Below are 24,804 nucleotides of genomic sequence, written 5' to 3'. Positions count from 1 at the left end.
AAGTTTTTATATTTAATAATTTTTTATACGGGTATATGTAGAACGATATAATTAAAAATAATGTGGGATTGTACTTTAGGAAATAAAAATTGAAGGTGAAGATATGATTAAATTTAATAACGTGTCAAAACGTTATGGAGATAAATTAGCAGTTGAAGATGTAAGTTTTAATATAGAACAAGGGGAATTTTTTGTTTTAATAGGGCCTTCAGGCTGTGGGAAAACGACGACTTTAAAAATGATTAACCGCTTAATTGCCTTGACTGGTGGATATATATATTTTAATGACAAGCCAATTAGTGATTATCCAGTCTACGAGATGCGTTGGGATATAGGTTATGTATTGCAACAAATTGCGTTGTTTCCACATATGACAATAAAAGAAAACATAGCACAAGTGCCACAAATGAAAAAATGGAAACAACAAGATATCGATAAACGTGTAGATGAATTGTTGAATATGGTGAACATGGAACCTGAACAATTTAAAAACCGTAAACCTGATGAATTGTCAGGAGGACAGCGCCAAAGAATTGGCGTTATTCGTGCTTTAGCAGCAGATCCGCCTGTAATTTTAATGGACGAACCATTTAGTGCATTGGATCCGATTAGTCGTGAGAAATTGCAGGATGACTTGATAGAGTTACAACAAAAAATTAAGAAAACTATTGTGTTCGTTACACATGACATTGAGGAAGCGATGAAATTAGGGGATAGAATTTGTTTAATGAATGAAGGGAAAGTTGAACAAATAGATACGCCTGAAGGATTTATGTCAAATCCACAAAGTGATTTTGTTAAACAATTTATGGGTGACCATTTAAAACGCGATACACGCAATATAAAATTACGTGATGTTATTAACCATGACGCCGCACAAATAGATGAGTTGCAGCATGAATATCCAAAACTTGATGGAGAAGCTACGATAAAAGATGCCTATCCATATCTAGCACAACATGCTGCAGTCATTGTCACTGATAAACAAGATAATAAACAACATATTTTAAAACGAGAAGATATGTTTATTTACTTATCAGAAACTAAAGGAGGGAGCAACTAATGCATGAGTTTATTCAAACGCTCTCTGACCGTAAAGGGGAACTTGTAACGACAATATTTGAACATATACAACTGTCATTTATTGCATTACTCATTGCTGCCTTAATAGGTGTACCATTGGGTATATTATTAACAAAAACTAAAAAAATATCAGAAATTGTCATGAATATCGCTGCTGTGTTACAGACTATACCATCATTAGCATTATTAGGTTTGATGATTCCGTTATTTGGTATAGGCAAAGTACCTGCAGTCATTGCACTTGTCGTATATGCTTTATTACCAATATTACGTAATACATATACAGGTATAGAAGAGGTAGATCCTTCTTTAGTCGAAGCGGCAAAAGGTATAGGTATGAAGCCTGGACGTAGACTCGCTAAAGTTGAATTGCCAATCGCAATGCCTGTCATTATGGCAGGTATTAGAACTGCGATGGTGCTAATTATCGGTACAGCAACATTAGCAGCGCTAATTGGTGCAGGTGGTCTTGGTGACCTTATTTTACTAGGCATTGACCGTAACAATTCATCGTTAATATTAATTGGTGCAATTCCTGCAGCGTTACTTGCTATACTATTTGATTTAGTACTGCGTTACATGCAAAAGCTGTCATACAAAAAATTAATTATTTCGTTAGTTTCTATAGCGGTAATCTTATTACTTGTCATTATAGGTCCTATGTTAGCTAATAAAGGCGATAAAATAACTATTGCTGGTAAATTAGGTTCTGAGCCATCAGTAATTACAAATATGTATAAGATTCTTATAGAAGAAAATACGAATGATACTGTTGATGTAAAGGATGGTATGGGTAAAACATCATTCTTATTCAATGCTTTAAAATCAGATGATATAGATGGTTATTTAGAATTTACAGGTACGGTATTGGGTGAATTAACAAAAGAAAAATTAACATCTAAAGAAGAACCAAAAGTTTATAATCAGGCTAAAACGAGCTTAGAACATAAATACAACATGACGATGTTAAAACCAATGAAATATAATAATACTTATACATTGGCTGTGAAGGAAGACTTCGCGAAGAAAAATAATATTAAAACGATTGGTGATTTAAACAAAGTTAAAGATAAAATTAAACCTGGTTTTACTTTAGAATTTAATGACCGTGAAGATGGTTATCCAGCAGTCAAAAAAGCCTATGGTTTAAACCTAGGTAAAGTTAGAACGATGGAACCTAAATTGAGATATCAAGCCGTCCAAAAAGGGGACATTAATCTGATTGATGCATACTCTACCGATGCTGAATTAAAACAGTATCATATGGTTGCATTAAAGGATGATAAACATGTTTTCCCACCTTATCAAGGCGCGCCGATGTTTAAACAGTCATACTTGAAAAAGCATCCTGAAATAAAAGCACCATTGAATAAATTAGCTGGTAAAATTTCTGATGAAGACATGCAAGAAATGAATTATCAAGTGACTGTTAAAAACAAAGATCCATATACTGTGGCAAAAAATTATTTGAAAAAACATCATTTAATTAAATAACTAAAGATGAGTTGAACGATTTAAAAATGATCGTTCAGCTCATTTTTTATGTTTAGTAGCTGATGTTATTGCTTTTCATTCTGGTAAAGCGTTATAATAACGGATAAGTTTTTATTATCAAAAATCAATAGGGGGACCGACAAGAAGATGAAAAAACAAATAGAACAACTATCAGCTTATCAACCAGGTTTGTCGCCACGTGCGCTTAAAGAGGCTTATGGCATTGAAGGAGAATTGTATAAATTAGCTTCAAATGAAAACCTGCATGGACCTTCACCAAAAGTGAAAGAAGCGATTACTGCACACCTAGATGAATTATATTACTATCCTGAAACAGGGTCTCCGTTATTAAGAGAAGCAATAAGTAATGAATTAAATATCGATGAAAGCCGTATTTTATTTGGAGCAGGCTTAGATGAAGTTATTTTAATGATTTCAAGAGCTGTACTGACTCCTGGAGATAATATTGTAACGAGTGAAATGACATTCGGCCAATATACGCATAATGCAGTTGTCGAAGCGGCAGAAGTCAAACAAGTCCCTTTAAATAATGGTCATTTTGATTTAGAAGGTATTTTAAATGCAGTAGATGAACATACGAAATTAATATGGTTGTGTAATCCTAACAATCCCACAGGTACATATTTTACGCATGAAGAGTTGAAACATTTCTTGAATGAAGCACCTAGCAATATACCGGTACTCATTGATGAAGCATACGCAGAATTTGTAACCGCTGATGATTTCCCAAATTCATTAGCATTACAGCAAGAACATGCTAATGCCTTTTTACTTAGAACATTTTCAAAAGCTTACGGTTTAGCTGGCTTACGCGTAGGCTATGTCATTGCAGCTAAAGAAGCTATAGAAAAATGGAACATTATAAGACCACCATTTAATGTAGGTCGTTTATCAGAGTATGCAGCATTAGCCGCGTTTGAAGATCAAGCATATCTTAAATCTATAACTGACTATAATGCTAAAGAGAGAGAAAAGTTCTATGCTATTCCTCAGAGCGAGCATTTCTATCCAAGTCAAACGAATTTTGTATTTGTAAATACTAATCGTCCGGACGCTTTATATGAGGAACTTCTTAAAGTAGGATGTATCACAAGACCATTCCCAAATGGAGTTAGAATAACGATTGGTTTTCCTGAACAAAATGATAAAATGATAGAAGTATTAACATCTTTCGATTACTAAGTGTGATTGATACTAGTAATAATAACGGCACATAGAGAATAGCTTATAAAAGGGAGTAGAATGATCAATGACTAGAGAATCAATTGCAATTGATATGGATGAAGTATTAGCAGATACTGTAGGGTCACTTATTGAACATGTGAATGACCGTATGGATTTAAGTATCACTTATGATATGTTGGAAGGTAAGAAATTACGTCATGCTATGCCTGAACACGATGGATTATTAACTGAAATATTAAGAGAGCCAGGCTTTTTCAGACAGCTTGAAGTGATGTCTAACGCACAAGAAGTAGTTAAAAAGCTAACTGTCCATTATGATGTATATATTGCTACAGCAGCGATGGATGTACCAACGTCATTCCATGACAAGTATGAGTGGTTAAGACAATATTTTCCGTTTTTAGACCCACAACATTTTGTATTTTGTGGACGTAAAGACATAGTCAAAGCAGACTATTTAATTGACGATAATCCTAGACAATTAAGTATTTTTACAGGTAAACCTATTATGTACACAGCTTCTCATAATGTAGATGATAATAGATTTGCACGAGTTAATAGTTGGGAAGATGTAGAAGATTATTTCTTGGGAAATAAATAATAAAAGACTGAAGCGGTGTATAAACATCGCTTCAGTCTTTTTAATTATTGGCTGATTCCTCAATAAGTGTCAATATCTTAATGGCTTGTGGCAAGATTTGAATATTTAATGGTGTCGTTAATGCTATTTCACCATCGATATCTACTTTATGTGTCTTGTCAGTTTCTATAGTAATTTCTTTTGCAGGTAAATGCGTGATACCTTTTGTCATATTGTTCCAATTTAAACTATCACGTTGTTTAAATACGTCAGTAAAGATATTAAATTTTTGGTCATCAAAAATAAAAGTATTTAAATAGCCATCGTCTGGTGCTAAATCAGTTAGTGGAATACGATTACCGCCAATAAATGGTCCGTTTGCTACTAATATCATTGAAGATTCATCACTTAGTTCTTTACCATCTACTTTAAGTTTGTACTTAAATTTCACAGGATCCACGAGCGTTTTCATTGTCGAACTTACATAACTTAATTTGCCGAATAAGTCTTTGTTGCCATCTTGGACATTTAACGCGTTCTGTACGATTAAACCCAGACCTACGAAATTTAAGGCGTAACGGTCATTAACTTTCATAACATCATATGATTTTAATTCAGTTTTTGTTATTTGTTGACTAGCAATTCTAAAGTCATTATTTAAATTCAATGTTTTAGTAAAATCATTGAACGTGCCACCTGGGATAATGCCAATAGGGATGTTTAAGTCATGCTGCATCACACCGTTGATTAATTCATTAACGCTACCATCACCACCAAGAATGAAAATAATATCTACATCATCACTATATTGTTGTGATTTGATTGATTTACAAAATGTTATGATATTGCCTTCTTCTTCACTTAGCTGTATAGATAAGTGTTTACAAATAGTAGTTAAAGATTTAGCAACTTCTCCTAAGCCTTCGTATATATTTTTAATACCGGAATGTTCATGGTAAAATAATACGCCATGATTATATTTTTGAGTCATTGTCGTTCCTCCTAGGTAGTGCGTTACATTATTATACTATATATTAAAGTATATAAGAAAACACCACGGTTATTTAAAATAACCGTGGTGTTATGCCCAATTATTGTTAAGTGATATGTTGTTATTTAATGCCACGCATACCTTTAACAATTTTAGGTATAAAGGCAGTGATGATAATACTGATTACTACCGTGATAATCCCTAAGAATAAGAAGTAATTTGTATCGCCTAATGGTGCTCTTAATTTCACTAAAGTACCATTGATGGCTTGTGCAGTGGCATTAGTTAATAACCATAAACTCATCATTTGTGAGTTAAATGCTTTTGGTGCCAATTTAACTGCAGCACTGCTACCTGTTGGTGATAGGAATAATTCCCCAACTACACAAATTACATAAGATAAGATAACCCAGTTTACACTAAAGTGTGTTGCGCCTGAAGCGTGACCAATAGCGGCGACAAGTAAATAAGAAACACCCGCTAGTATTGCACCTAAAACGAATTTAGTAGGAAGGCTTGGTTGTTTAGTACCAAGTTTTTTCCATAAAATTGAAACAACAGGTGCCAACAGAATGATAAATAATGGGTTAATTGATTGGAAAATAGTTTTACCGAATGGTGTATGCCATCCAAAAATATTTAGTGACATATCAGACTGTTTGATTGCGTATAAATTTAACACGTTTGAACCTTGTTCTTGGATTGACCAAAATAGTACACCCAATATAAATAAAGGAATAAATGCGTAAACTCTTGAACGTTCGTCGTCGGTTACTTCTTTACTACGAATCATAATAACAAAATAAGCGATAGGTAAAGCGATACCTAATACGAGCACTGTATAACTTACTAAATTAAATGATAATGTATGTGTCAAAGCAGCAATTACAACTACGATAATAATAAGTGCGATTATTCCAGAGAATAGGCTTATGTATTTTTTTCGTTCATCTTGAGTCAATGGGTTTGTTGGTGACATGCCCACATGTCCTAAATTTTTACGGTTAAATAACATATACCAAATTAATCCTAAAAACATACCGAAAGCTGCGATTGAGAAACCAATATGGAAATTACCACCATGGATAAATTGGTTAAGAATGAATGGGGCAACTAAGGCACCACTATTTACAGCCATATAGAAAATTACAAATCCTGCATCCATTCTTTTATCATCTTCTGGGTATAGACGACCCACAATATTTGAAATATTTGGTTTCATAAGTCCAGAACCAACGATAATAAAGAACATAGATATGAATAAGCCAGTAAGTCCAATTGGTAAACTTAAACAAATATGACCGACGATGATGAGTACACCACCGAGGATGGTTGCCTGTCGAGTTCCGGTAATACGGTCGGCTACCCAACCACCCAGAACAGAAGTCATAAATATTAATGAACCATAGACAGCCATGATCGATTGAGCAGTTGTTTCATCGATACCTAGCCCACCATCTTTAAGACTATAGTACATATAAAAGATTAGTAACGCACGCATGCCGTAATAACTAAAGCGCTCCCAAAATTCGACGAAAAATAGTACGCCTAATCCTCTTGGATGTCCAAAGAAACCTTTCTGTGGAATCCCGTCAAGCTGTTGTTTGTATGTGCTATCGCTCTGCATAAACACTCAACCTTTCTTCTACAATTATGTATAAAAGGGATTTTACTCTTAAATAAAATTAATTGCAATAATATTCTAATAATAATAATATTCTAAAAATTCAGTTTATTTTAATAATAAGTTTTTTAACAATGAAAATAAAAATAGTTAATTATTGCACAATAAAAAACGGTTAACCCAAATGGTTAACCGCTTTTTTGTATTTTAGTATACGCCTTTCATAGCACGTTTCACGATTGGTGAAAGAATTAAAAGGATGACACCGATCGCTACTGCAAATGCACCTGAGTACATGAAGTAATCACTTTGATGCATCTTAGTATAAACGACAACAAGTTGTGCATTGATACCTTGAGCTGTCGCATTACTCAACAACCATAAACTCATCATACGCGCCGTAAAGCTTAATGGCGCTAGTTTTGTAGAAGTTGATAAGCCGACTGGTGAGATACAAAGTTCACCAATTGTAATAAGTAAGAAGCTTAATACTAACCATAATGGGTTAATTAATTCTACACCCGCTGCTAATGGTATGATCATTACTAAGTAAGATAAACCAGCGATAATCGTACCGTAAGCAAATTTATGTACTGTAGGCGGGTTACGTTTACCTAATTTTACCCAAAGCGTAGCGAATACAGGTGCTAACACTACGATAAATATAGGATTAAGCGATTGTGCCCAAGCTGCCGGTATAGAGAAATCAATCAAGCCGTTTGTCAGTGCTGACATTTCTAACTGTGTCTTTTTATCTGCAAAGCTAGCTAAAACAGTAGAACCTTGTTCTTGAATCATCCAAAATGCTACAGACGCAATATATAATGGTATGTAACTATATACACGAGATTTTTCTTCTTTAGTAACATCTTTACTTGCTATCATATTTATAAAAATAGCAATTGGTAATACGATACCAATAATAGTTACGAGTAAACTAAAGTTTTCTAATGTTAAAGCATTGTTTAATTTTAATACAAGTAAATAACCTAAAAATAGAATAATAACTAAACCACATAACATGCTGAAACGTTTGATTTCAGGTTTTGTTAATGGGTTAGGGACATTTAATCCGGCTAAGCCTAACGTGTTTTTACGTCGAAGTGCAAAGACAACTAAACCACAAAACATACCAATAGCTGCAATTAAAAATCCAGCATGGAAACCGATTCTTGATTGTAAATAACCAGTAATTAATGGTGCAAGTAAACCACCTAAGTTAATACCCATATAGAATATAGTAAATGCTGAATCTGTACGTACGTCGTTACGGTCATATAGTTCACCTACAGTAGTAGAAATATTAGGTTTTAATAAGCCGGTACCTAAAATGATAAAGAGTAGGGCGACCATTACGAACGTCAAATTGTTCGGTAACGACAAAATAATATGACCAATCATAATCAATATTCCGCCGTAGAAGAGGGCATGTTGGGTACCTGTGATACGGTCGGCAATCCATCCACCAATTACTCCCGACATATAAATCAAGGCGCCATAGATGGCAACAATTTGCAGTGCTACACCTTCATCTAGGCCAAATCCGCCTTTTGCAACGCTGTAGTATAAATAATAAACAAGTATTGCTTTCATTCCATAGTAACTGAATCTCTCCCAAAACTCAGTAAAGAATAAAGTACTTAGTCCTTTCGGATGTCCGAAAAATCCTGTTCTTGGCGTACTTTTCATTATTTCCTCATGTGAATAACTAATTTTCCTCATTTGTTCACTCCCCTTAAATATTTGAACTAATTTTATACTGTTTTTATATAAAAAACAAGTGTATTTTTTGTAGATACATATTAATGTTTAATTTTATTAAATTTGGCGAAAGTAAAAATCCGTAATAAACAAAGTTTATTACGGATTTTTTATATTAACGATTATCTATTTTTTCTGGATATAAGTCATGGTTCATTAAGCGATGCTCTGCCATTTGTTCATATTTACTATTAGGTCTGCCATAATTTGTGTAAGGATCAATTGAAATGCCTCCACGAGGAGTGAATTTCCCCCAAACTTCTATATAATGAGGGTCCATCAAATCAATTAAATCATTCATGATAATGTTCATACAATCTTCATGGAAATCACCGTGATTTCTAAAGCTAAACAAGTAAAGCTTTAAAGATTTAGACTCTACCATTTTAATATTAGGTATATATGAGATATAAATGGTAGCAAAATCAGGTTGTCCTGTGATAGGGCATAAAGACGTGAATTCAGGACAGTTAAATTTTACAAAATAATCTCGTCCTTGATGTTTGTTATCAAATGATTCTAATACTTCAGGGCTATAATCAAAGTCATATTTGTTATTTTGATTACCTAAAAGTGTTATATCTTGTAATTCTTCATTATTTCGGCCTTGTGCCATTTTGATTACCTCCTTTAAAATTATTTACTTACCTTGATTTTCTTTAGCGGCAGCACTGTTTTGTCGTCGTGCTTTTTCGAACATATAGTAACTTGCACCAATAATGATGATATAACCTAGCACCGCATATAAATCTGGAGATTCCCCAAAGATAATTAAACCGAAAAAGGCAGTAAAGATGATTGACGCATAAGTGAAGATTGAAATATCTTTTGCTGGTGCGTAACTATATGCCAATGTAATACCTATTTGACCTACAGCAGCAGATAAACCAGCGCCTACTAGATAAAGTACTTGTAACCAAGTCATAGGTTCATATGTGAAAATTGTAAATGGAATAAGTACTACTACTGAGAACAATGAAAAGTAGAATACAATCGTATATGGTGCTTCGCGCGTACTTAAAGCACGAACACATGTATAAGCACTTGCGGCAAAAATACCAGATAATAGGCCGCCGACTCCCGGAATCATAGCGGATGAGAATTCAGGTTTGACTACGAAAAGCATACCACCAATCGCAATAATCATCGCAATGATTTGATAATTTCGGACCTTTTCATTTAAGAAAATTAAACTAAGTAAAATCGTCCAGAATGGATTTAACTTCATTAATGTGTCGGCATCACTTAGTACCATATGGTCAATTGCAAAAATATTTAAAAGTACACCAATTAGACCAAGTGTCGAACGAGAAATTAACAACGGCTGACTACTTAATTTACCAAATAGAGGTTGCTTGTATTTAATTATGAAATATAAAGGTATAAATAATGATACTAAATTTCTGGCAAGTGATTTCTGGAAAACAGGAAGATCTCCGGCTAATCTAAAAAATACAGACATAAAACTGAAGCCAATTGCAGAAATTAATATAGCAATGATACCTTTTACTTTTGGATTCATTGTATATCGCCTCATTCTTAAATTTTTAACGTATTTATATTAGCACATATATTCTTGAAATGTATACATGAGCTTGCAATAAATATAAAAGTATACTATTATATTTATACGAACAAATGTTCTGTTTAACGTAAATGATTTTTAAAATTATTTAGTAATAAATTTATTTAATAAAATCGAAAAAATAAAGAGAAGCCTTAAAACCTTTGTGCACCAACGAGTTGCAAATATTTAAGAAAAATCAACTAAAATCACTTAAAATTTCAGAAAAAAATTTTTTTCGTTTTGTAACGTTGAAATGATGCCATTTCTGCTGTTTATTTAGAAATTAGTCATTTCTTGAGCCTTTAAAAGTAATTGTTTGTTATGTATAATTAAACACATAATATAGTGCTGATTAAAAAACAGTAATACTATATGTTGTGTTTTGAAACGGCACTAATAATTGTAAAAATACAAAATTACAAACTATTTATTATGAAAATTTAATGGAAACATGACAAATTAAGGTTTTTAATCGCCTTAATTGTTCCATATATAGACAGTTTTTAGTTAACAACACTATATATTGTGTTTACCACATAAATTTTGTGTTTGAAAAAGCGTTAGTGTGAATTAACGTTTTATTTTTAAATGTTCAATGTTGATTTAGAAAGAAGGTGTGCCAATGAAAGTCGTATTCTTTTCATTTTCGGGTAATGTCAAAAGATTTATCAACAAAGCAGAAATAACAAACACTATGGAGATTACACAAACGAATTGTTCAGAACGTATTGATGAACCTTTCATTTTGGTCACTGGGACAATAGGATTTGGCGAGGTTCCTCAACCAGTACAGTCATTTTTAGATATGAACGGCGACTTATTAAAAGCCGTAGCCGCAAGCGGAAATCGCAATTGGGGTCAAAATTTTGCCAAGGCCGGACGTAGTATAGCTGAAAGCTATCAAGTACCGTTATTAATAAAGTTTGAAGTACAAGGTACATCCAATGATGTAGAACAATTTAAGGATAAGGTGGGGCAATTCTATGAAGACTATAGACGAGAAGAAATACAATCATATTGAATTAAATAATGAAGTTACGAAACGTAAAGAGAATGGCTTTTTTAATTTAGAGAAAGATCAAGAAGCCTTAGCGGTATATTTAGAAGAAATACATGACAAAACAATTTACTTTGATACTGAAATTGAACGTCTTCATTATTTAGTAGATAATGATTTTTATTTTGATGTATTTGAAAAATATTCAGAAGCAGATCTAGAAGAAGTAACAGCATATGCACGTAGCTTCGATTTCAAATTTGCTAGTTACATGTCTGCAAGTAAATTTTTCAAAGACTATGCATTGAAAACAAACGACAAACAACAATATTTAGAAGACTACAACCAACACGTAGCCATTGTATCTTTATATTTAGCAAATGGTGACAAAAAGACTGCTAAACAATTCATCTCAGCAATGATTGAACAACGTTATCAACCTGCAACACCTACATTTTTAAATGCTGGTCGTGCGCGCCGTGGTGAACTTGTTTCTTGTTTCCTACTTGAAGTAGACGACAGTTTGAATTCTATTAATTTTATCGATGCTACAGCTAAACAGTTAAGTAAAATTGGCGGTGGCGTTGCAATTAACTTATCTAAATTACGTGCACGTGGAGAAGCGATTAAAGGCATCAAGGGTGTAGCTAAAGGTGTATTACCAGTCGCTAAGTCACTTGAAGGTGGTTTTAGTTATGCAGATCAGCTTGGACAACGTCCTGGTGCGGGTGCAGTATACTTAAATATTTTCCATTATGATGTGGAAGAATTTTTAGATACTAAAAAAGTAAATGCTGACGAAGACTTAAGATTATCTACAATTTCAACTGGCTTAATCGTACCTGCTAAATTCTTTGAATTAGCTAAAGAAGGTAAAGACTTCCATATGTTTGCACCACATACTATATATAATGAATACGGTGTAACTTTAGATGACATCGATTTAGATGCTTATTACGATGAACTTGTAGCTAACCCTAATGTAGACAAAAAGAAAAAAGACGCACGTGAAATGTTAAATACAATTGCTCAAACACAATTGCAATCAGGTTATCCTTATTTAATGTTTAAAGACAATGCGAATAAGGTCCACGCTAACTCTAATATTGGCCAAATTAAAATGAGTAACTTATGTACCGAAATTTTCCAATTACAAGAAACTTCTATAATTAATGATTATGGTACAGAAGACGAAATTAAACGTGACATTTCATGTAATTTAGGTTCATTAAACATTGTTAATGTGATGGAATCTGGTAAATTTAGAGATTCAGTACACACTGGTATGGACGCATTAACGGTTGTAAGTGACGAAGCAAATATAAAAAATGCGCCAGGCGTAAGAAAGGCTAATAGTGAATTACATTCAGTTGGTCTTGGTGTCATGAACTTACATGGTTATTTAGCGAAAAATAAAATTAATTACGAATCAGAAGAAGCAAAAGATTTTGCTAATACATTCTTTATGATTATGAACTATTATTCTCTTGAACGTTCAATGGAAATAGCAAAAGAACGTGGCGAGGTCTATAAAGATTTTGATCAATCAGATTACGCTAATGGAAAATATTTTGACTTTTATACATCTCAATCATTTGAACCAAAATATGACAAAGTTAGTAGATTATTTGATGGTTTAGAAATACCAACGCCTGAAGATTGGAAAGCTTTACAACAAAAAGTCGAAGCACATGGTTTATTCCATGCTTATCGTCTAGCTATTGCACCAACGCAAAGTATTTCTTATGTACAAAATGCGACAAGTTCTGTAATGCCAATCGTTGATCAAATTGAACGTCGTACTTACGGCAATGCCGAAACATTTTACCCTATGCCTTTCTTATCACCAGAAACAATGTGGTATTACAAATCAGCGTTCAATACTGATCAAATGAAGCTTATTGATTTAGTTTCTACTATACAAACTCACGTAGACCAAGGCATTTCTACAATTTTATATGTAAATTCTGAGATTTCTACACGTGAGCTGTCTAGATTATATGTGTATGCACACCATAAAGGTCTTAAATCGCTATATTATACGCGTAATAAATTATTAAGCGTTGAAGAGTGTACAAGCTGTGCAATTTAACTAAGCATTAAGAAAAGATAAAAAGCAATGTTGCAGGGATTAGACAGTATGCTAATCTCTGCATATCATTGTTTATTTTAAAAATAGATTGGAGCATTAAACTTATGAAAGCAGTCAATTGGAATACGCAAGAAGATATGACGAATATGTTTTGGCGCCAAAACATCTCACAAATGTGGGTTGAAACTGAATTTAAAGTATCAAAAGATATCGCAAGTTGGAAAACATTAACAGATGCCGAAAAAGACGCTTTTAAAAAAGCATTAGCTGGTTTGACGGGATTGGATACACATCAAGCTGATGATGGTATGCCTTTAATTATGTTACATACGACTGATTTACGAAAGAAAGCCGTTTATTCATTTATGGCGATGATGGAACAAATCCATGCTAAAAGTTATTCACATATATTTACGACATTACTACCGTCTAGCGAAACGAACTATTTATTAGATAAGTGGGTTATTGAAGAGCCACATTTAAAATTTAAATCAGATAAAATTATTGAGAACTATCACAAGTTATGGGGGAAAGAAGCCTCTATTTTCGATCAATATATGGCACGTGTTTCAAGTGTCTTTTTAGAAACATTTTTATTCTATTCAGGTTTCTATTATCCACTATATTTAGCTGGACAAGGACGTATGACAACATCTGGAGAAATCATTCGTAAAATTTTATTAGACGAATCTATTCATGGTGTGTTTACTGGTATGGATGCTCAAAGTTTACGCAATGAGTTGTCAGAAAGTGAAAAACAACAAGCAGATCAAGAAATGTATAAATTGCTTGATGAATTATATAAAAATGAAGTTTCATATACACATGACCTTTACGATGAAATCGGAATTGCAGAAGATGTATTAAATTATGTAAGATATAACGGTAATAAAGCATTATCAAATCTAGGTTTCGAACCATACTTTGAAGAACGTGAATTCAACCCAATTATTGAAAACGCGTTAGATACTTCAACGAAAAATCATGACTTCTTCTCAGTTAAAGGCGATGGCTATACTTTAGCGTTAAACGTTGAAGCTTTAAAAGATGAAGATTTTATCTTTGAAGACTAACTAAAATTATGAATAACTGTCAGAGACATCAAGACAACACGTTTGATGTCTCTTTTTTTTTAGTTAAGAAAAAAGGTTAGGTCATCCGTTTAAGGAAGCCTAACCTTTTTATATTTAGATGACAAAATAAACATGATAATGAAACTTACAACGGCTGTTAAAATGAGCGTTACAAGTGGGACATGTTTCAGTCATCATATACTCATTTATTGTAAGTTCGTGTTTACAAACACCACAGAGTATCGCACGCTGATCGAACTCATTTGCTCCCCAACGTACTATTTGATGTGATTCATGTTCATTATGACATTTATAGCAAGGGTAATATTTATCGCAACATTTAAATTTAATAGCAATAACATCTAATGGTGTTTGATAATGCGTACATCTTGTTTCATCGTCTACTGTGGAACCATATACTTTAACCATACAATGTCTCCTATTAATCTATTGGATGTTCACCAATTATTCTAACTTCAGGGTTGAGTTCAATATCGAAGTTAGCTTTGACGGTTTGTTGAACATAATGAATGAGATTTTCATAATCTGTTGCAGTTCCGTTATCAACATTAACCATGAAACCTGCATGCTTTGTAGAAACTTCAACACCACCGATGCGATGACCTTGTAAATCGGAATCTTGAATTAATTTTCCTGCAAAGTGACCGGGTGGTCTTTGGAAAACACTACCACAAGAAGGGTACTCTAATGGTTGTTTAGATTCACGACGTTCCGTTAAATCATCCATCTTACTTTGGATTTCTGTTTTGTCACCAGGTGTAAGCGAGAATGAAGCCTCAAGTACGACTAAATTTTGTTTCTGTACAATACTATTACGATAGTCTAATTCTAATTCATTAGTTGTTAACTTAATAAGATCGCCTTGTTCATTAACGCATAGCGCGTAATCAATACAATCTTTTACTTCGCCACCATAAGCGCCAGCATTCATAAATACAGCGCCTCCGATTGAACCAGGTATACCACATGCAAATTCTAAACCTGTAAGTGAATTATCTCTTGCTTTACGTGAAACATCAATGATAGCTGCACCACTACCAGTTATAATGACATTATCTGAAACTTCAATATGATCCAATGACAATAAACTAATAACGATGCCTCTAATTCCGCCTTCTCGAATAATAATATTAGAACCATTACCTAAATATGTAACAGGTATGTCATTTTTATATGCAAAACGTAATATTGCCTGTACATGTTCGTTAGAAGTTGGAGTTAAATAATAATCTGCATTACCTCCAGTTTCTGTATAGGTGTAGCGTTTAAGCGGTTCATCAACTTTTATAATATTGTCAGGAACAAGCGCTTGTAGTTCTTTTAAGATAGAATCCTTATGCACTACTAGAACATCCTTTCTGAATGAATTCATTTATTTATTATAGCAACTATTAACTAAATATGCTAAGTTGTAAGGCATTAATTTATAGTAATAATTAAATAGCCAGACTTAATTCTTTAAGTTAAAATTATTTTGTAGTTATTTGTTTATATAGCTTGGAGAAGACTTGTTGTTTTTGGTTTTCGTATGAACGTATTGTGTCTACATTATTTAGTATTTCTTGTTTACGTTGGGAAAATGACATCGCTACATTCGGGTCATTAGACAAGTAATCATTTACCGTCAAATATTGTTCAAACATATCACTATCTTGTTGTAGTATATGTAAACGAACAATTTGTTTTAAATCAATTAAATTATTAAATTTTGCCATCACGACTTTCTTTTTATAGGAGTGATGTAATCTGTAAAATCCTTCATAATTTAAACGCTTTTCATCTAAAGCAGTAATATCATGTAAGTTATTTACACCAACTAAAATATCTAAAACAGGTTCAGTTGCATAATTAAAATGACTCGTACCACCTATATGATATGTAGATTTAACGGGTGAATCTAGTAAATTAAATAACACAGCTTGAATCTCTTTATATTGTTGTTTAAAATCTGGATTGTTAGATGAAGTTATAAGTGGTTGAACAGTGCTATACATATGTAATCATAGCTCCTTTGTATACAGTTAAGGAATTAGTAAATTCTGCAATAATATATCACATATCATTTTCAAGTTAAATATGTTTATGTATAATACGAGTAATAAGGAGTGCGAAGATGAAAAAAATCATAAGTTTAATCTTATTTGCCTGTCTGATTTTTATACTAAGTGCCTGTGGGAATAAGCATGATGCTGAGTTTAAAGACTTTCAATCGTCACTGAGTGATTCAAAAAGTAAAGAACATGAAGTGAAAAAAACACTTAATAAAATACATATCGAAAAATTAGACTCATTAAGAAAGACTGATACTACAGATAAAAATAAAAAAGAAATAAATGATATACAAAATGAAATTAATAGTGATTTAGTACCAAAAATAAAAGCGTACGAAAAATCAACTAAAAATCTTAAAGCACAGACAAGTGAGTTAAAGGGATTAAAGCAAACGTATAAAAAAGATGTACAGAAACAAATAGATGCGTTGAATGAACTTAAAAGATTTGTTGATTTATGTAATCAATCAATTAAAGCTAACGAAGACATATTAGATTACACCAAACTATTTGAAAAAAATAGATCAATCGTTGAAAACAATATGAAAACTGCTGAAAAATCGGGTAATAGTAAAGATGTAGCAACGATTACCCAAAAAATTGAAGACAATAATAAAGAATTAAAACAGACAGCAGAAAAGAGTATACAAAGTTCAAATCCAAAAGAAATAAAGGCGTCAATTAATAATGACATCATGCCACTTATCAATAAACAAATTAAAGATTTGAATCAAACGAATATTAATGATGAGCACGTTAACGCAGCACGTAAACACACGATAGAAATGTATTATAGTTTACAAAATTACTATGAAACTAGAGAAGAGACTTTAGATATTGGTCAAAAATTATCGACTATTGAATACAAGCAATTACCTAAAGAAGGTAAAGACTTAGATAAATATCAAGATGATTTCGATAAAGAATTCCAAAAAATAAAGTCTAAATACAATTAAATAACTTTTAAATAGGTGGTTAACAATAAAAAGTTATTTGTGTATAATGGAAAGCACTGATATGAAAATATCTTATAACTTACACACTGTTATTGAGTAACAGTGCGTTAAATCATTTTAGAGGTGAATAGAATGGCTATAAAGCTGAGTTCGATTGACCAGTTTGAACAAGTCGTCAATGAAAATAAATATGTTTTTGTGTTTAAGCATAGTGAAACATGCCCAATATCAGCGAATGCATATGACCAATTTAATAAATTTTTATATGAAAGAGACATGGATGGATACTATTTAGTAGTCCAACAAGAGCGTAAATTATCTGATTATATTGAAGAACAAACACAAGTGAAACATGAATCGCCACAAGCGTTTTATTTCGTAAATGGAAAAGCAATATGGAATGCTAGTCATGAACAAATTAATGTTTCATCATTAGCTAAAGCAGAAGAATAAAAATCACATAATAATAAAACTTTGCTTGTTATGCCTTACTAAATAATTTAGTGGCTAACAAGCTTTTTCTTTTGATGTGAAATATTTTGAGACTACATGTATAATAAAACAATGAACTTATCAATATAGATAGCTGTTAACTTAATGCAAATAATAACCAATAATTGATAAATTAGTGGGTCAATAGATGGATAAGAAGTTAGAACAAATTAAAGCGTAACTATGTTAAATATGAGGTGACAAAATGAAAGTATTAGTAGCTATGGATGAATTTAATGGAATAATTTCAAGTTATCAAGCCAATAGATATGTGGAAGAAGCAATTGCTAATAAAATACCTAAAGCTGATATCGTTCAAGTACCATTGTTTAATGGACGACATGAGTTAATGGATTCAGTATTTTTATGGCAATCAGGGACGAAATATAGAGTGACGGCACACGATGCAGACATGAATAAAGTAGAAGCTGTTTATGGTATTACAGATAATAATATGACGGTTATAGAAGGGAATTTATTCCTGAAGGGTCATAAACCTACACGTGAACGTTCTAGTTATGGCATGGGAGAAGTGATTGCTGATGCTTTAGATAACCAATCAGAACATATCGTTATCTCTTTAGGTGGTATTGATAGTTTTGATGGCGGTGCTGGTATGTTACAAGCATTGGGCGTTAAATTTTATGATGATGAAGCAGTAGAAGTAGATACGCGTCAGGGTACACACATTTTAAAACAAATACGTAGTGTTGATTTTTCCAATATTCATCCGCGCTTAAAAGACGTAAATTTCCAATTAATGTCAGATTTTGAAAGTAAATTATATGGCAAGAAAAGTGAAATTATGCAGATATATGAAGCGAAAAACATGAGTCGCGAAGAAGCGGTTGAGATTGATAATTTAATTTGGTATTTTAGTGAAATTTTAAAAGGGGAGTTACATAGTGCTATTGGTTTAGTCGAACGTGGTGGCGCTGGTGGCGGTATCGCTTCTCTTTTAAGTCATTTGTATCAGGCAGAAATATTAACGAGTCATGAGTTAGTAGATCAACTGACACATTTAGAATCACTAATTGAACAAGCTGACTTAATTATTTTTGGTGAAGGTGTTAATGAAGACGATCAGTTGTTAGAAACAACAACAATTCGTATTGCTGAGTTAGCTACGAAACATCACAAACCGGCTATTGCCGTTTGTGCGACGAGCGATAAATTTGATCAGTTTGAAACGATGGGCGTTACGGCAATGTTTAATACATTCATCGAAATGCCAGAAAGTTACACTGATTTTAAAATGGGCATTCAAATTAGACATTATACTGTACAAGCTTTGAAATTATTGCAAACACCATTTAATGTTGAATAATAAAAATAAAACCTTTAAATGATTTCACACATGAGATTATTTAAAGGTTTTTTAGTACGCAATATAGATAACCATAGTAAAATCAGAAAAAAAGGTTTTGTCATAGTTATTTAGCTAAATTAAGGACATATAAAAAAGAAACGTCAAATGCTATATAAATGGGATAGCGATTGACGTTTCTTTTTGTATTAAAGTGCTTTACGGGACTGATTTTTATGATTGCTGCTCATCGTAATAATGAACTACTTCTTCAGCAATATTAACTATTACGGATACTGCTTGTTCCATAACATCGATAGAAGCATATTCAAAAGGACCGTGGAAGTTAGCACAACCTGTGAAAATATTTGGCGTAGGTAGTCCTTTATAAGATAATTGTGAACCATCTGTACCACCACGAATTGGCTCGGTGTTAGGCTCGATATTTAATTTTGCGAACACTCTTTTTGGAATGTCGATAACGTGTGGGTTTGGTTCGATTTTTTCGCCCATATTATAATATTGATCATTGATTGAAACTTGTATTGGATCATCTTCGTAATGCGCATTAATATTATCCGCAATTTCAAGCATTTGCTTTTTACGTATCTCAAATTGTTGGCGATCGTGATCACGGATAATGTATTGTAGGGTAGCTTGTTCAACATCCCCATTAAATTGCATTAAATGGTAAAATCCTTCATATCCTTCAGTTCTTTCTGGAACTTCATTTTGTGGTAACAAAGCATTAAATTGATTGCCGAGTAAGATGGCATTAATCATAGCGCCTTTAGCTGAACCAGGATGTACATTTACGCCGTGTGTTGTCACAACTGCCGAAGCAGCATTGAAACTTTCGTATTGTAATTCACCTAATTCGCTACCGTCCATTGTATAAGCAAAATTTGCATTGAATTTTTCGACATCGAATTTATGAGGACCACGACCAATTTCTTCATCAGGTGTAAATCCAACGCGTATACGACCATGTTTTACTTCAGGGTGTGTAATTAAATATTTTAATGCTTCCATAATTTCTACAACGCCTGCTTTATCATCAGCGCCTAATAGTGATGTGCCATCAGTAACCATTAATGTATGTCCTTCAACTTTGCGCATAGCAGGGAAGGTCTCTTGACTCAGCACTCTATTTGTATGACCTAGTTTAATCGGCTGGCCGTCATAATCTTCAATAATCTGAGGATTTACGTTCGTTGCGTTAAAGTCAGGTGACGTATCAACATGCGCTAAAAAACCAACTGTAGGTAAGTCATACGCAACGTTACTCTCTAACGTTGCAAATAGATAACCGTTAGCGTCTAATTCTGTAGTAAGACCGAAATCTTTTAATTCCTGTTCTAATAACTGTAATAAATCCCATTGTTTGTTAGTTGATGGCGTATTTTCTGATTCTGGATTGGATTGAGTGTCAATTTGGACGTATCGTTTTAATCTTTCAATTATTTCTGATTTCATTTTTTGCACCCCTTAAGCTCTGTTATTTATATCATAAGATTTTTTATATGTTTTGCCCTTAATTTTACCATAAGATTGCTTGATTCGCGTATATATGTAATACAATATTTCTGCACACAATATACCGAATGCAATGGCACCAGAAATGAGGGTTACTTCTAGAAAAGTATTTACAGCATGTGTATAGTCATTTGAAACAAGTAATCTTGTTGCCTCATAGGCTAAACCACCAGGCACAAGTGGAATAAGTCCGGGAACGATAAATATAATTACCGGTCGTTTATAGTGACGGCTCATCGTATGACTCATCACACCTAATATTAAACTTCCCATAAAAGCTGCCATAACTTTACCGAGGTCCGCATCAAGTGTAAATTTATAAATAATCCAACCCATGGCGCCAACAAATCCACATGCCAATAATAGGCGACGTGGCGCATTAAAGATAATGGAGAAGAGCGTCGTGGCTATGAAACTAACAACAAATTGACTTAAATAATATAACAAAACCATGATTTATTCCTCCTTAAAATAGCAATAATACGATTGCAACGCCAGCGCCAATAGCAAATGCTGTAAGTGCCGCTTCAACGCCACGTGACATACCGGCTAACAATTCACCAGCTAATAAATCACGAATTGCATTGGTAATTAAAATACCGGGAACTAACGGCATAACACCAGCAATGGTTATAGTATCTTGATTTAAAGCTAATCCCAATTTTGTACATACTGCACCAAATGTAATGACGACTGCGGCACTAATAAATTCAGAGAAGAATTTAATTTGAATAAATTTTTGTACGAAGCCAAAAGTTAAAAAGGCTAGTGCACCGGCTATAGCTGCAAAAATAAAATCATGTGCAACGCCACCAAACATAAATAAGAAAAAGCCACAAGCTATCATCGCTGCAAAAAATTGTGTGTAAAATGAATATTGTAAAGATGAACGATGTAATTCAGTAAGTTCATTTTTAGCTTCATCAATTGTTATTTCATTTTTTGAAATTTTACGAGAGAGACTGTTAGTAAGTGCAATTTTTTCCAAATCCGTAGTACGTTCTCTTATACGAATTAATCTTGTATTTGTACGATTATTTAACGAAAAAATAATTGCAGTGGAAGTTACAAAGCTATATGTATCTTCAAGGCCATAACTTGCGGCCATACGGTTCATTGTATCTTCGACGCGATAAGTTTCAGCGCCACTTTCAAGTAGTATTCTACCTGCAATAAGCACTACGTCAATCACTTTATTTTCATCAATAATGGTGATTGATTCGGACATTGATGCCACCTCCAAATTGGATAATAGAACAATTGAAAGTTTACAACCTCTTTCATCAACTTTCAATAGTCAACAACAAGGTTATAACCTTAATTAGTAGTTAAAAAACTCAATGCTTATATTGTACCCTAAAAAAACAGCAATCCATATCATAAATAATGAATTGCTGCTTCCTTAATTATAATTTAACGATAGGATTAAACATTACTTGGTTACGTCCTTCGTTTTTCGCTACATGTAACATATCATCTGCATCTTTAAATACTTTGCGCTGAGATTTATAATCGTCTTTTGTTAAAAATCCAACACCGATAGAAACGGATAATTTAATAACTGCTTTATCCGGTAAATGGAATGACGATTGTTCCACGCCAGTACGAATTGATTCACTTAATTTAACGCACTGATCTAAAGTATAATCCCTAAGGACAATTGAAAATTCTTCACCGCCATTACGGTAAATTTTAAAATGCTGCGGGACGTAGTTAATGAGCAATTGCGCCATTTGTCTGAGCACTGCGTCCCCGGCCATATGAGAGTATTGATCATTTACATCTTTGAAACCGTCTATATCGATAAGTAATAAACCTAAACTTTCGTTGTTTTGTTCTGCTATGCTTGAGACCTCATTTAAATGTCTATCAAACTCTTTAACGTTACCTAATCCAGTTAGATAGTCGATACTGTCTTCATGCTCATATCTGTTAACCAATGAGAAGAAGTGCCAAATATCAACAAAAGTAATAGACGAAGTTAACGTTAATACGAATGAAATCGGTATTAAGAACAATACTTCCATTAATTCAACATAAGGACTTATTAAAGCTAATATTAAATAGATAATTAAACTAATACCATTTAAAATTTGTACTGCCATGATGTCGCTTTGTTTTAAAAATGGACCTACAGTACTTACGATAATCGCGATTACCGTTAAAATGATGCCACTTATGATTGAATGGTCGAAAATGAAAATGTTCACTAATGACACGATAACCGCTGCGGCAACTGTATAGACAGCATTCGTATACCTTCCTATAAATAACAATGGCACGAAAGTTAATTCGAGATAATAGGTATTAAATAAAGGAATAGGATAAGCTGATAGTAATAACGCTAAAATGGTCATTAATACAGATACATATTCTTTTGAAAAAACCATGATTTTGTTTTCCGAGTATTGTAGCCGGTGGAATAAATAAATACCAGCCACTGTAACTGCAATATTATAAACAATAGCTTCAAACATTAATTTTTTACGCTCCTTTAAAAAGACACTTTGTTATTGTAAGTGAAAACTTACAATTTGTCATTAATATTCCTGTAATTTCATAACTTGAGCAATATTTTCGTGTTAAATGAACTTTGTGAATGATATAATATATTAAACTAAAAATAATTTGATAATAGACATTAAGAATATTTTTATTTTTCTAGTTACATAAGTATTTGTGTTCGTAAATACTTATAAGTTATATTAGTTAAGTGAGTATTAAGATACTACACGTACATATGACAATATTCAAACAGTATTAGTGACTTAAATATAAAATACTTAATAGGAAAGTATCTTAATAAATAAATCGGTAATAAGATTTGAAAATATTCAGAATTAAAATAATGAAGGTGAACTGATGTATACATTATTATTAATCATTTTCTCAATGATCGTCAGTTTAATACTTACACCAATAATTATAAAAATATCGCAAAAAATGGATATTGTAGATAAACCCAATTATAGAAAAGTACACACCAAACCAATATCTGTGCTAGGCGGTACTGTTATTTTGTTTTCTTTTCTATTGGGAATATGGTTAGGACATCCGATTGAAACGGAGGTTAAACCGCTAGTTATTGGCTCTGTATTAATCTATCTTGTCGGTTTAATTGATGATATATATGATTTGAAACCAATAATTAAATTGATTGGTCAGATTGTTGCAGCACTCATTGTTGTTTATTATGGTGTAACAATTGATTTTATTTCATTACCTATTGGTCCGACAATTCATTTTGGCATTTTAGGCGTACCAATTACAGTTATATGGATTGTAGCTATTACGAATGCCATTAATTTAATAGACGGCCTCGATGGTCTTGCTTCTGGCGTTTCGGCTATCGCATTAGCAACGATAGGTTTTATCGCCATTTTACAAGCTAACATTTTTATCATTATGATTTGTAGCGTATTAATTGGCGCATTGTTAGGATTTTTATGTTTCAACTTTCACCCCGCTAAAATTTTCTTAGGCGATAGTGGGGCATTACTTATCGGCTTTATAGTAGGCTTTTTATCATTACTTGGTTTTAAAAATATTACGTTTGTGTCACTGTTTTTCCCAATCGTTATCTTAGCAGTACCTTTTATAGATACACTTTTCGCTATGATAAGACGTGTGAAAAAAGGACAACATATTATGCAAGCTGATAAATCGCATTTACATCATAAATTATTAGAATTAGGCTACTCACATAGACAAACAGTTGTACTTATTTATTCAATAGCGATATTATTTAGTCTTTCAAGTATTATATTGTATTTGTCTCAATCATGGGGCGTAATTATGATGTTAATTTTAATTATCATCACTATCGAATTAATAGTAGAATTTACGGGTCTAATTGATGATGAATATCGCCCGTTATTAAAATTAATAGAGAAAAAAGAACACCAAGATTAACGAAAAATAAATTTTGAGATTAATTTGTGTAATAATAATCCCATTTACAGTGGGCAGTCTTA

General features: G+C 32.8%; 23 protein-coding genes. 11 read left to right on the top strand and 12 right to left on the bottom strand.

All coding sequences use genetic code 11. The annotated features are described in order from the left end of the window. Nucleotides 1-103: 103 nt before the first annotated feature. From ISP08_RS10155 to ISP08_RS10140, 4 genes are all read left to right on the top strand, one after another. Nucleotides 104-1,063, top strand: coding sequence for an ABC transporter ATP-binding protein (locus ISP08_RS10155; RefSeq protein WP_048792556.1), 960 nt, complete (start codon nucleotides 104-106; stop codon nucleotides 1,061-1,063). Then, the gene (locus ISP08_RS10150; RefSeq protein WP_195718553.1) at nucleotides 1,063-2,577 is read left to right on the top strand and encodes an ABC transporter permease/substrate-binding protein; all 1,515 of its coding nucleotides are present in this window, start codon (nucleotides 1,063-1,065) and stop codon (nucleotides 2,575-2,577) included. The genes ISP08_RS10155 and ISP08_RS10150 overlap by 1 nt, the downstream gene beginning before the upstream one ends. A 147-nt stretch (nucleotides 2,578-2,724) precedes the next feature. Further along, nucleotides 2,725-3,780: a histidinol-phosphate transaminase gene (gene hisC, locus ISP08_RS10145; RefSeq protein ID WP_195718552.1), complete on the top strand. Its 1,056-nt coding sequence runs from the start codon at nucleotides 2,725-2,727 to the stop codon at nucleotides 3,778-3,780. 67 nt (nucleotides 3,781-3,847) lie between these two features. Then, on the top strand, nucleotides 3,848-4,384 hold the full coding sequence (locus tag ISP08_RS10140) for a 5' nucleotidase, NT5C type (protein ID WP_048792559.1): 537 nt from the start codon (nucleotides 3,848-3,850) through the stop codon (nucleotides 4,382-4,384). Nucleotides 4,385-4,424: 40 nt separating this feature from the next. Here ISP08_RS10140 and ISP08_RS10135 read toward each other — a convergent pair whose 3' ends face one another. The 5 genes from ISP08_RS10135 to ISP08_RS10115 form a co-directional block, all read right to left on the bottom strand. Beyond that, on the bottom strand, nucleotides 4,425-5,354 hold the full coding sequence (locus ISP08_RS10135) for a diacylglycerol/lipid kinase family protein (protein ID WP_195718551.1): 930 nt from the start codon (nucleotides 5,352-5,354) through the stop codon (nucleotides 4,425-4,427). 121 nt (nucleotides 5,355-5,475) lie between these two features. Continuing rightward, nucleotides 5,476-6,981, bottom strand: coding sequence for a peptide MFS transporter (locus ISP08_RS10130; protein ID WP_195718550.1), 1,506 nt, complete (start codon nucleotides 6,979-6,981; stop codon nucleotides 5,476-5,478). A 204-nt stretch (nucleotides 6,982-7,185) separates the two neighbouring features. Next, the gene (locus ISP08_RS10125) at nucleotides 7,186-8,700 is read right to left on the bottom strand and encodes a peptide MFS transporter (protein WP_048792562.1); all 1,515 of its coding nucleotides are present in this window, start codon (nucleotides 8,698-8,700) and stop codon (nucleotides 7,186-7,188) included. 154 nt (nucleotides 8,701-8,854) lie between these two features. Beyond that, nucleotides 8,855-9,355 carry a preQ(1) synthase gene (gene queF / locus ISP08_RS10120; protein ID WP_195718549.1) on the bottom strand — a complete coding sequence of 167 codons (501 nt, stop codon included), beginning with the start codon at nucleotides 9,353-9,355 and terminating at the stop codon, nucleotides 8,855-8,857. 24 nt (nucleotides 9,356-9,379) lie between these two features. Next, a complete protein-coding gene (locus tag ISP08_RS10115; protein WP_048792564.1) occupies nucleotides 9,380-10,261 on the bottom strand; it encodes a DMT family transporter in 882 nt (293 codons plus the stop codon). A 667-nt stretch (nucleotides 10,262-10,928) separates the two neighbouring features. Between ISP08_RS10115 and nrdI the strand changes: the two genes are divergently transcribed. The 3 genes from nrdI (at nucleotide 10,929) to nrdF (ending at nucleotide 14,468) form a co-directional block, all read left to right on the top strand. Beyond that, nucleotides 10,929-11,327, top strand: a complete 399-nt coding sequence (nrdI, locus tag ISP08_RS10110) for a class Ib ribonucleoside-diphosphate reductase assembly flavoprotein NrdI (RefSeq protein WP_048792565.1) — start codon at nucleotides 10,929-10,931, stop codon at nucleotides 11,325-11,327. Beyond that, a complete protein-coding gene (gene nrdE, locus ISP08_RS10105; RefSeq protein WP_195718548.1) occupies nucleotides 11,290-13,395 on the top strand; it encodes a class 1b ribonucleoside-diphosphate reductase subunit alpha in 2,106 nt (701 codons plus the stop codon). The genes nrdI and nrdE overlap by 38 nt, the downstream gene beginning before the upstream one ends. Nucleotides 13,396-13,499: 104 nt before the next feature. Then, on the top strand, nucleotides 13,500-14,468 hold the full coding sequence (gene nrdF / locus ISP08_RS10100) for a class 1b ribonucleoside-diphosphate reductase subunit beta (protein WP_048792567.1): 969 nt from the start codon (nucleotides 13,500-13,502) through the stop codon (nucleotides 14,466-14,468). A 114-nt stretch (nucleotides 14,469-14,582) separates the two neighbouring features. Here nrdF and ISP08_RS10095 read toward each other — a convergent pair whose 3' ends face one another. The 3 genes from ISP08_RS10095 to ISP08_RS10085 form a co-directional block, all read right to left on the bottom strand. Then, a complete protein-coding gene (locus tag ISP08_RS10095; RefSeq protein WP_195718547.1) occupies nucleotides 14,583-14,897 on the bottom strand; it encodes a CHY zinc finger protein in 315 nt (104 codons plus the stop codon). A 13-nt stretch (nucleotides 14,898-14,910) separates the two neighbouring features. After that, nucleotides 14,911-15,861, bottom strand: coding sequence for a UDP-N-acetylmuramate dehydrogenase (gene murB, locus ISP08_RS10090; protein ID WP_048792569.1), 951 nt, complete (start codon nucleotides 15,859-15,861; stop codon nucleotides 14,911-14,913). A 97-nt stretch (nucleotides 15,862-15,958) separates the two neighbouring features. Continuing rightward, nucleotides 15,959-16,483, bottom strand: coding sequence for a GrpB family protein (locus ISP08_RS10085; RefSeq protein WP_195718546.1), 525 nt, complete (start codon nucleotides 16,481-16,483; stop codon nucleotides 15,959-15,961). A gap of 119 nt (nucleotides 16,484-16,602) precedes the next feature. On the opposite strand from ISP08_RS10085, the gene ISP08_RS10080 reads away from it, so the two are divergent. The 3 genes from ISP08_RS10080 to ISP08_RS10070 all read left to right on the top strand — a co-directional run bounded on the left by ISP08_RS10080 (nucleotide 16,603) and on the right by ISP08_RS10070 (nucleotide 19,315). Beyond that, nucleotides 16,603-17,496 (top strand): EMYY motif lipoprotein, encoded by an 894-nt coding sequence (locus ISP08_RS10080; RefSeq protein WP_048792571.1) that lies wholly within the window; start codon nucleotides 16,603-16,605, stop codon nucleotides 17,494-17,496. Nucleotides 17,497-17,628: 132 nt separating this feature from the next. Then, complete coding sequence (gene ytxJ, locus ISP08_RS10075) at nucleotides 17,629-17,949, top strand: bacillithiol system redox-active protein YtxJ (protein WP_048792572.1); 321 nt, start codon at nucleotides 17,629-17,631, stop codon at nucleotides 17,947-17,949. A 244-nt stretch (nucleotides 17,950-18,193) separates the two neighbouring features. After that, nucleotides 18,194-19,315, top strand: a complete 1,122-nt coding sequence (locus tag ISP08_RS10070; protein WP_195718545.1) for a glycerate kinase — start codon at nucleotides 18,194-18,196, stop codon at nucleotides 19,313-19,315. A gap of 213 nt (nucleotides 19,316-19,528) precedes the next feature. On the opposite strand, the gene pepT is transcribed toward ISP08_RS10070, so the two are convergent. The 4 genes from pepT to gdpS form a co-directional block, all read right to left on the bottom strand. Continuing rightward, nucleotides 19,529-20,770, bottom strand: coding sequence for a peptidase T (gene pepT, locus ISP08_RS10065; RefSeq protein ID WP_195718544.1), 1,242 nt, complete (start codon nucleotides 20,768-20,770; stop codon nucleotides 19,529-19,531). A 12-nt stretch (nucleotides 20,771-20,782) separates the two neighbouring features. Then, nucleotides 20,783-21,277: a threonine/serine exporter family protein gene (locus ISP08_RS10060; protein WP_195718704.1), complete on the bottom strand. Its 495-nt coding sequence runs from the start codon at nucleotides 21,275-21,277 to the stop codon at nucleotides 20,783-20,785. A 19-nt stretch (nucleotides 21,278-21,296) separates the two neighbouring features. Continuing rightward, on the bottom strand, nucleotides 21,297-22,058 hold the full coding sequence (locus tag ISP08_RS10055; RefSeq protein WP_195718543.1) for a threonine/serine exporter family protein: 762 nt from the start codon (nucleotides 22,056-22,058) through the stop codon (nucleotides 21,297-21,299). 178 nt (nucleotides 22,059-22,236) lie between these two features. Continuing rightward, nucleotides 22,237-23,307, bottom strand: coding sequence for a GGDEF domain-containing protein GdpS (gdpS, locus tag ISP08_RS10050; protein WP_048792576.1), 1,071 nt, complete (start codon nucleotides 23,305-23,307; stop codon nucleotides 22,237-22,239). A gap of 385 nt (nucleotides 23,308-23,692) precedes the next feature. Between gdpS and ISP08_RS10045 the strand changes: the two genes are divergently transcribed. After that, entirely contained in the window at nucleotides 23,693-24,742 is a 1,050-nt protein-coding gene (locus ISP08_RS10045; RefSeq protein WP_195718542.1) for a glycosyltransferase family 4 protein, read from the top strand. Nucleotides 24,743-24,804 lie beyond the last annotated feature (62 nt).

The organism is Staphylococcus lloydii (assembly GCF_015775975.1).
In the GTDB taxonomy this organism is placed as follows: domain Bacteria; phylum Bacillota; class Bacilli; order Staphylococcales; family Staphylococcaceae; genus Staphylococcus; species Staphylococcus lloydii.
This window is presented reverse-complemented; position numbering and strand designations above follow the sequence as displayed.

Bases quoted from the DNA above. Each gene is read 5' to 3' on its own strand.
- ISP08_RS10155 (WP_048792556.1), top strand. From the start codon at position 104: ATGATTAAATTTAATAACGTGTCAAAACGTTATGGAGATAAATTAGCA.
- ISP08_RS10150 (WP_195718553.1), top strand. From the start codon at position 1,063: ATGCATGAGTTTATTCAAACGCTCTCTGACCGTAAAGGGGAACTTGTA.
- hisC (WP_195718552.1), top strand. From the start codon at position 2,725: ATGAAAAAACAAATAGAACAACTATCAGCTTATCAACCAGGTTTGTCG.
- ISP08_RS10140 (WP_048792559.1), top strand. From the start codon at position 3,848: ATGACTAGAGAATCAATTGCAATTGATATGGATGAAGTATTAGCAGAT.
- ISP08_RS10135 (WP_195718551.1), bottom strand. From the start codon at position 5,354: ATGACTCAAAAATATAATCATGGCGTATTATTTTACCATGAACATTCC.
- ISP08_RS10130 (WP_195718550.1), bottom strand. From the start codon at position 6,981: ATGCAGAGCGATAGCACATACAAACAACAGCTTGACGGGATTCCACAG.
- ISP08_RS10125 (WP_048792562.1), bottom strand. From the start codon at position 8,700: ATGAGGAAAATTAGTTATTCACATGAGGAAATAATGAAAAGTACGCCA.
- queF (WP_195718549.1), bottom strand. From the start codon at position 9,355: ATGGCACAAGGCCGAAATAATGAAGAATTACAAGATATAACACTTTTA.
- ISP08_RS10115 (WP_048792564.1), bottom strand. From the start codon at position 10,261: ATGAATCCAAAAGTAAAAGGTATCATTGCTATATTAATTTCTGCAATT.
- nrdI (WP_048792565.1), top strand. From the start codon at position 10,929: ATGAAAGTCGTATTCTTTTCATTTTCGGGTAATGTCAAAAGATTTATC.
- nrdE (WP_195718548.1), top strand. From the start codon at position 11,290: ATGAAGACTATAGACGAGAAGAAATACAATCATATTGAATTAAATAAT.
- nrdF (WP_048792567.1), top strand. From the start codon at position 13,500: ATGAAAGCAGTCAATTGGAATACGCAAGAAGATATGACGAATATGTTT.
- ISP08_RS10095 (WP_195718547.1), bottom strand. From the start codon at position 14,897: ATGGTTAAAGTATATGGTTCCACAGTAGACGATGAAACAAGATGTACG.
- murB (WP_048792569.1), bottom strand. From the start codon at position 15,861: ATGAATTCATTCAGAAAGGATGTTCTAGTAGTGCATAAGGATTCTATC.
- ISP08_RS10085 (WP_195718546.1), bottom strand. From the start codon at position 16,483: ATGTATAGCACTGTTCAACCACTTATAACTTCATCTAACAATCCAGAT.
- ISP08_RS10080 (WP_048792571.1), top strand. From the start codon at position 16,603: ATGAAAAAAATCATAAGTTTAATCTTATTTGCCTGTCTGATTTTTATA.
- ytxJ (WP_048792572.1), top strand. From the start codon at position 17,629: ATGGCTATAAAGCTGAGTTCGATTGACCAGTTTGAACAAGTCGTCAAT.
- ISP08_RS10070 (WP_195718545.1), top strand. From the start codon at position 18,194: ATGAAAGTATTAGTAGCTATGGATGAATTTAATGGAATAATTTCAAGT.
- pepT (WP_195718544.1), bottom strand. From the start codon at position 20,770: ATGAAATCAGAAATAATTGAAAGATTAAAACGATACGTCCAAATTGAC.
- ISP08_RS10055 (WP_195718543.1), bottom strand. From the start codon at position 22,058: ATGTCCGAATCAATCACCATTATTGATGAAAATAAAGTGATTGACGTA.
- gdpS (WP_048792576.1), bottom strand. From the start codon at position 23,307: ATGTTTGAAGCTATTGTTTATAATATTGCAGTTACAGTGGCTGGTATT.
- ISP08_RS10045 (WP_195718542.1), top strand. From the start codon at position 23,693: ATGTATACATTATTATTAATCATTTTCTCAATGATCGTCAGTTTAATA.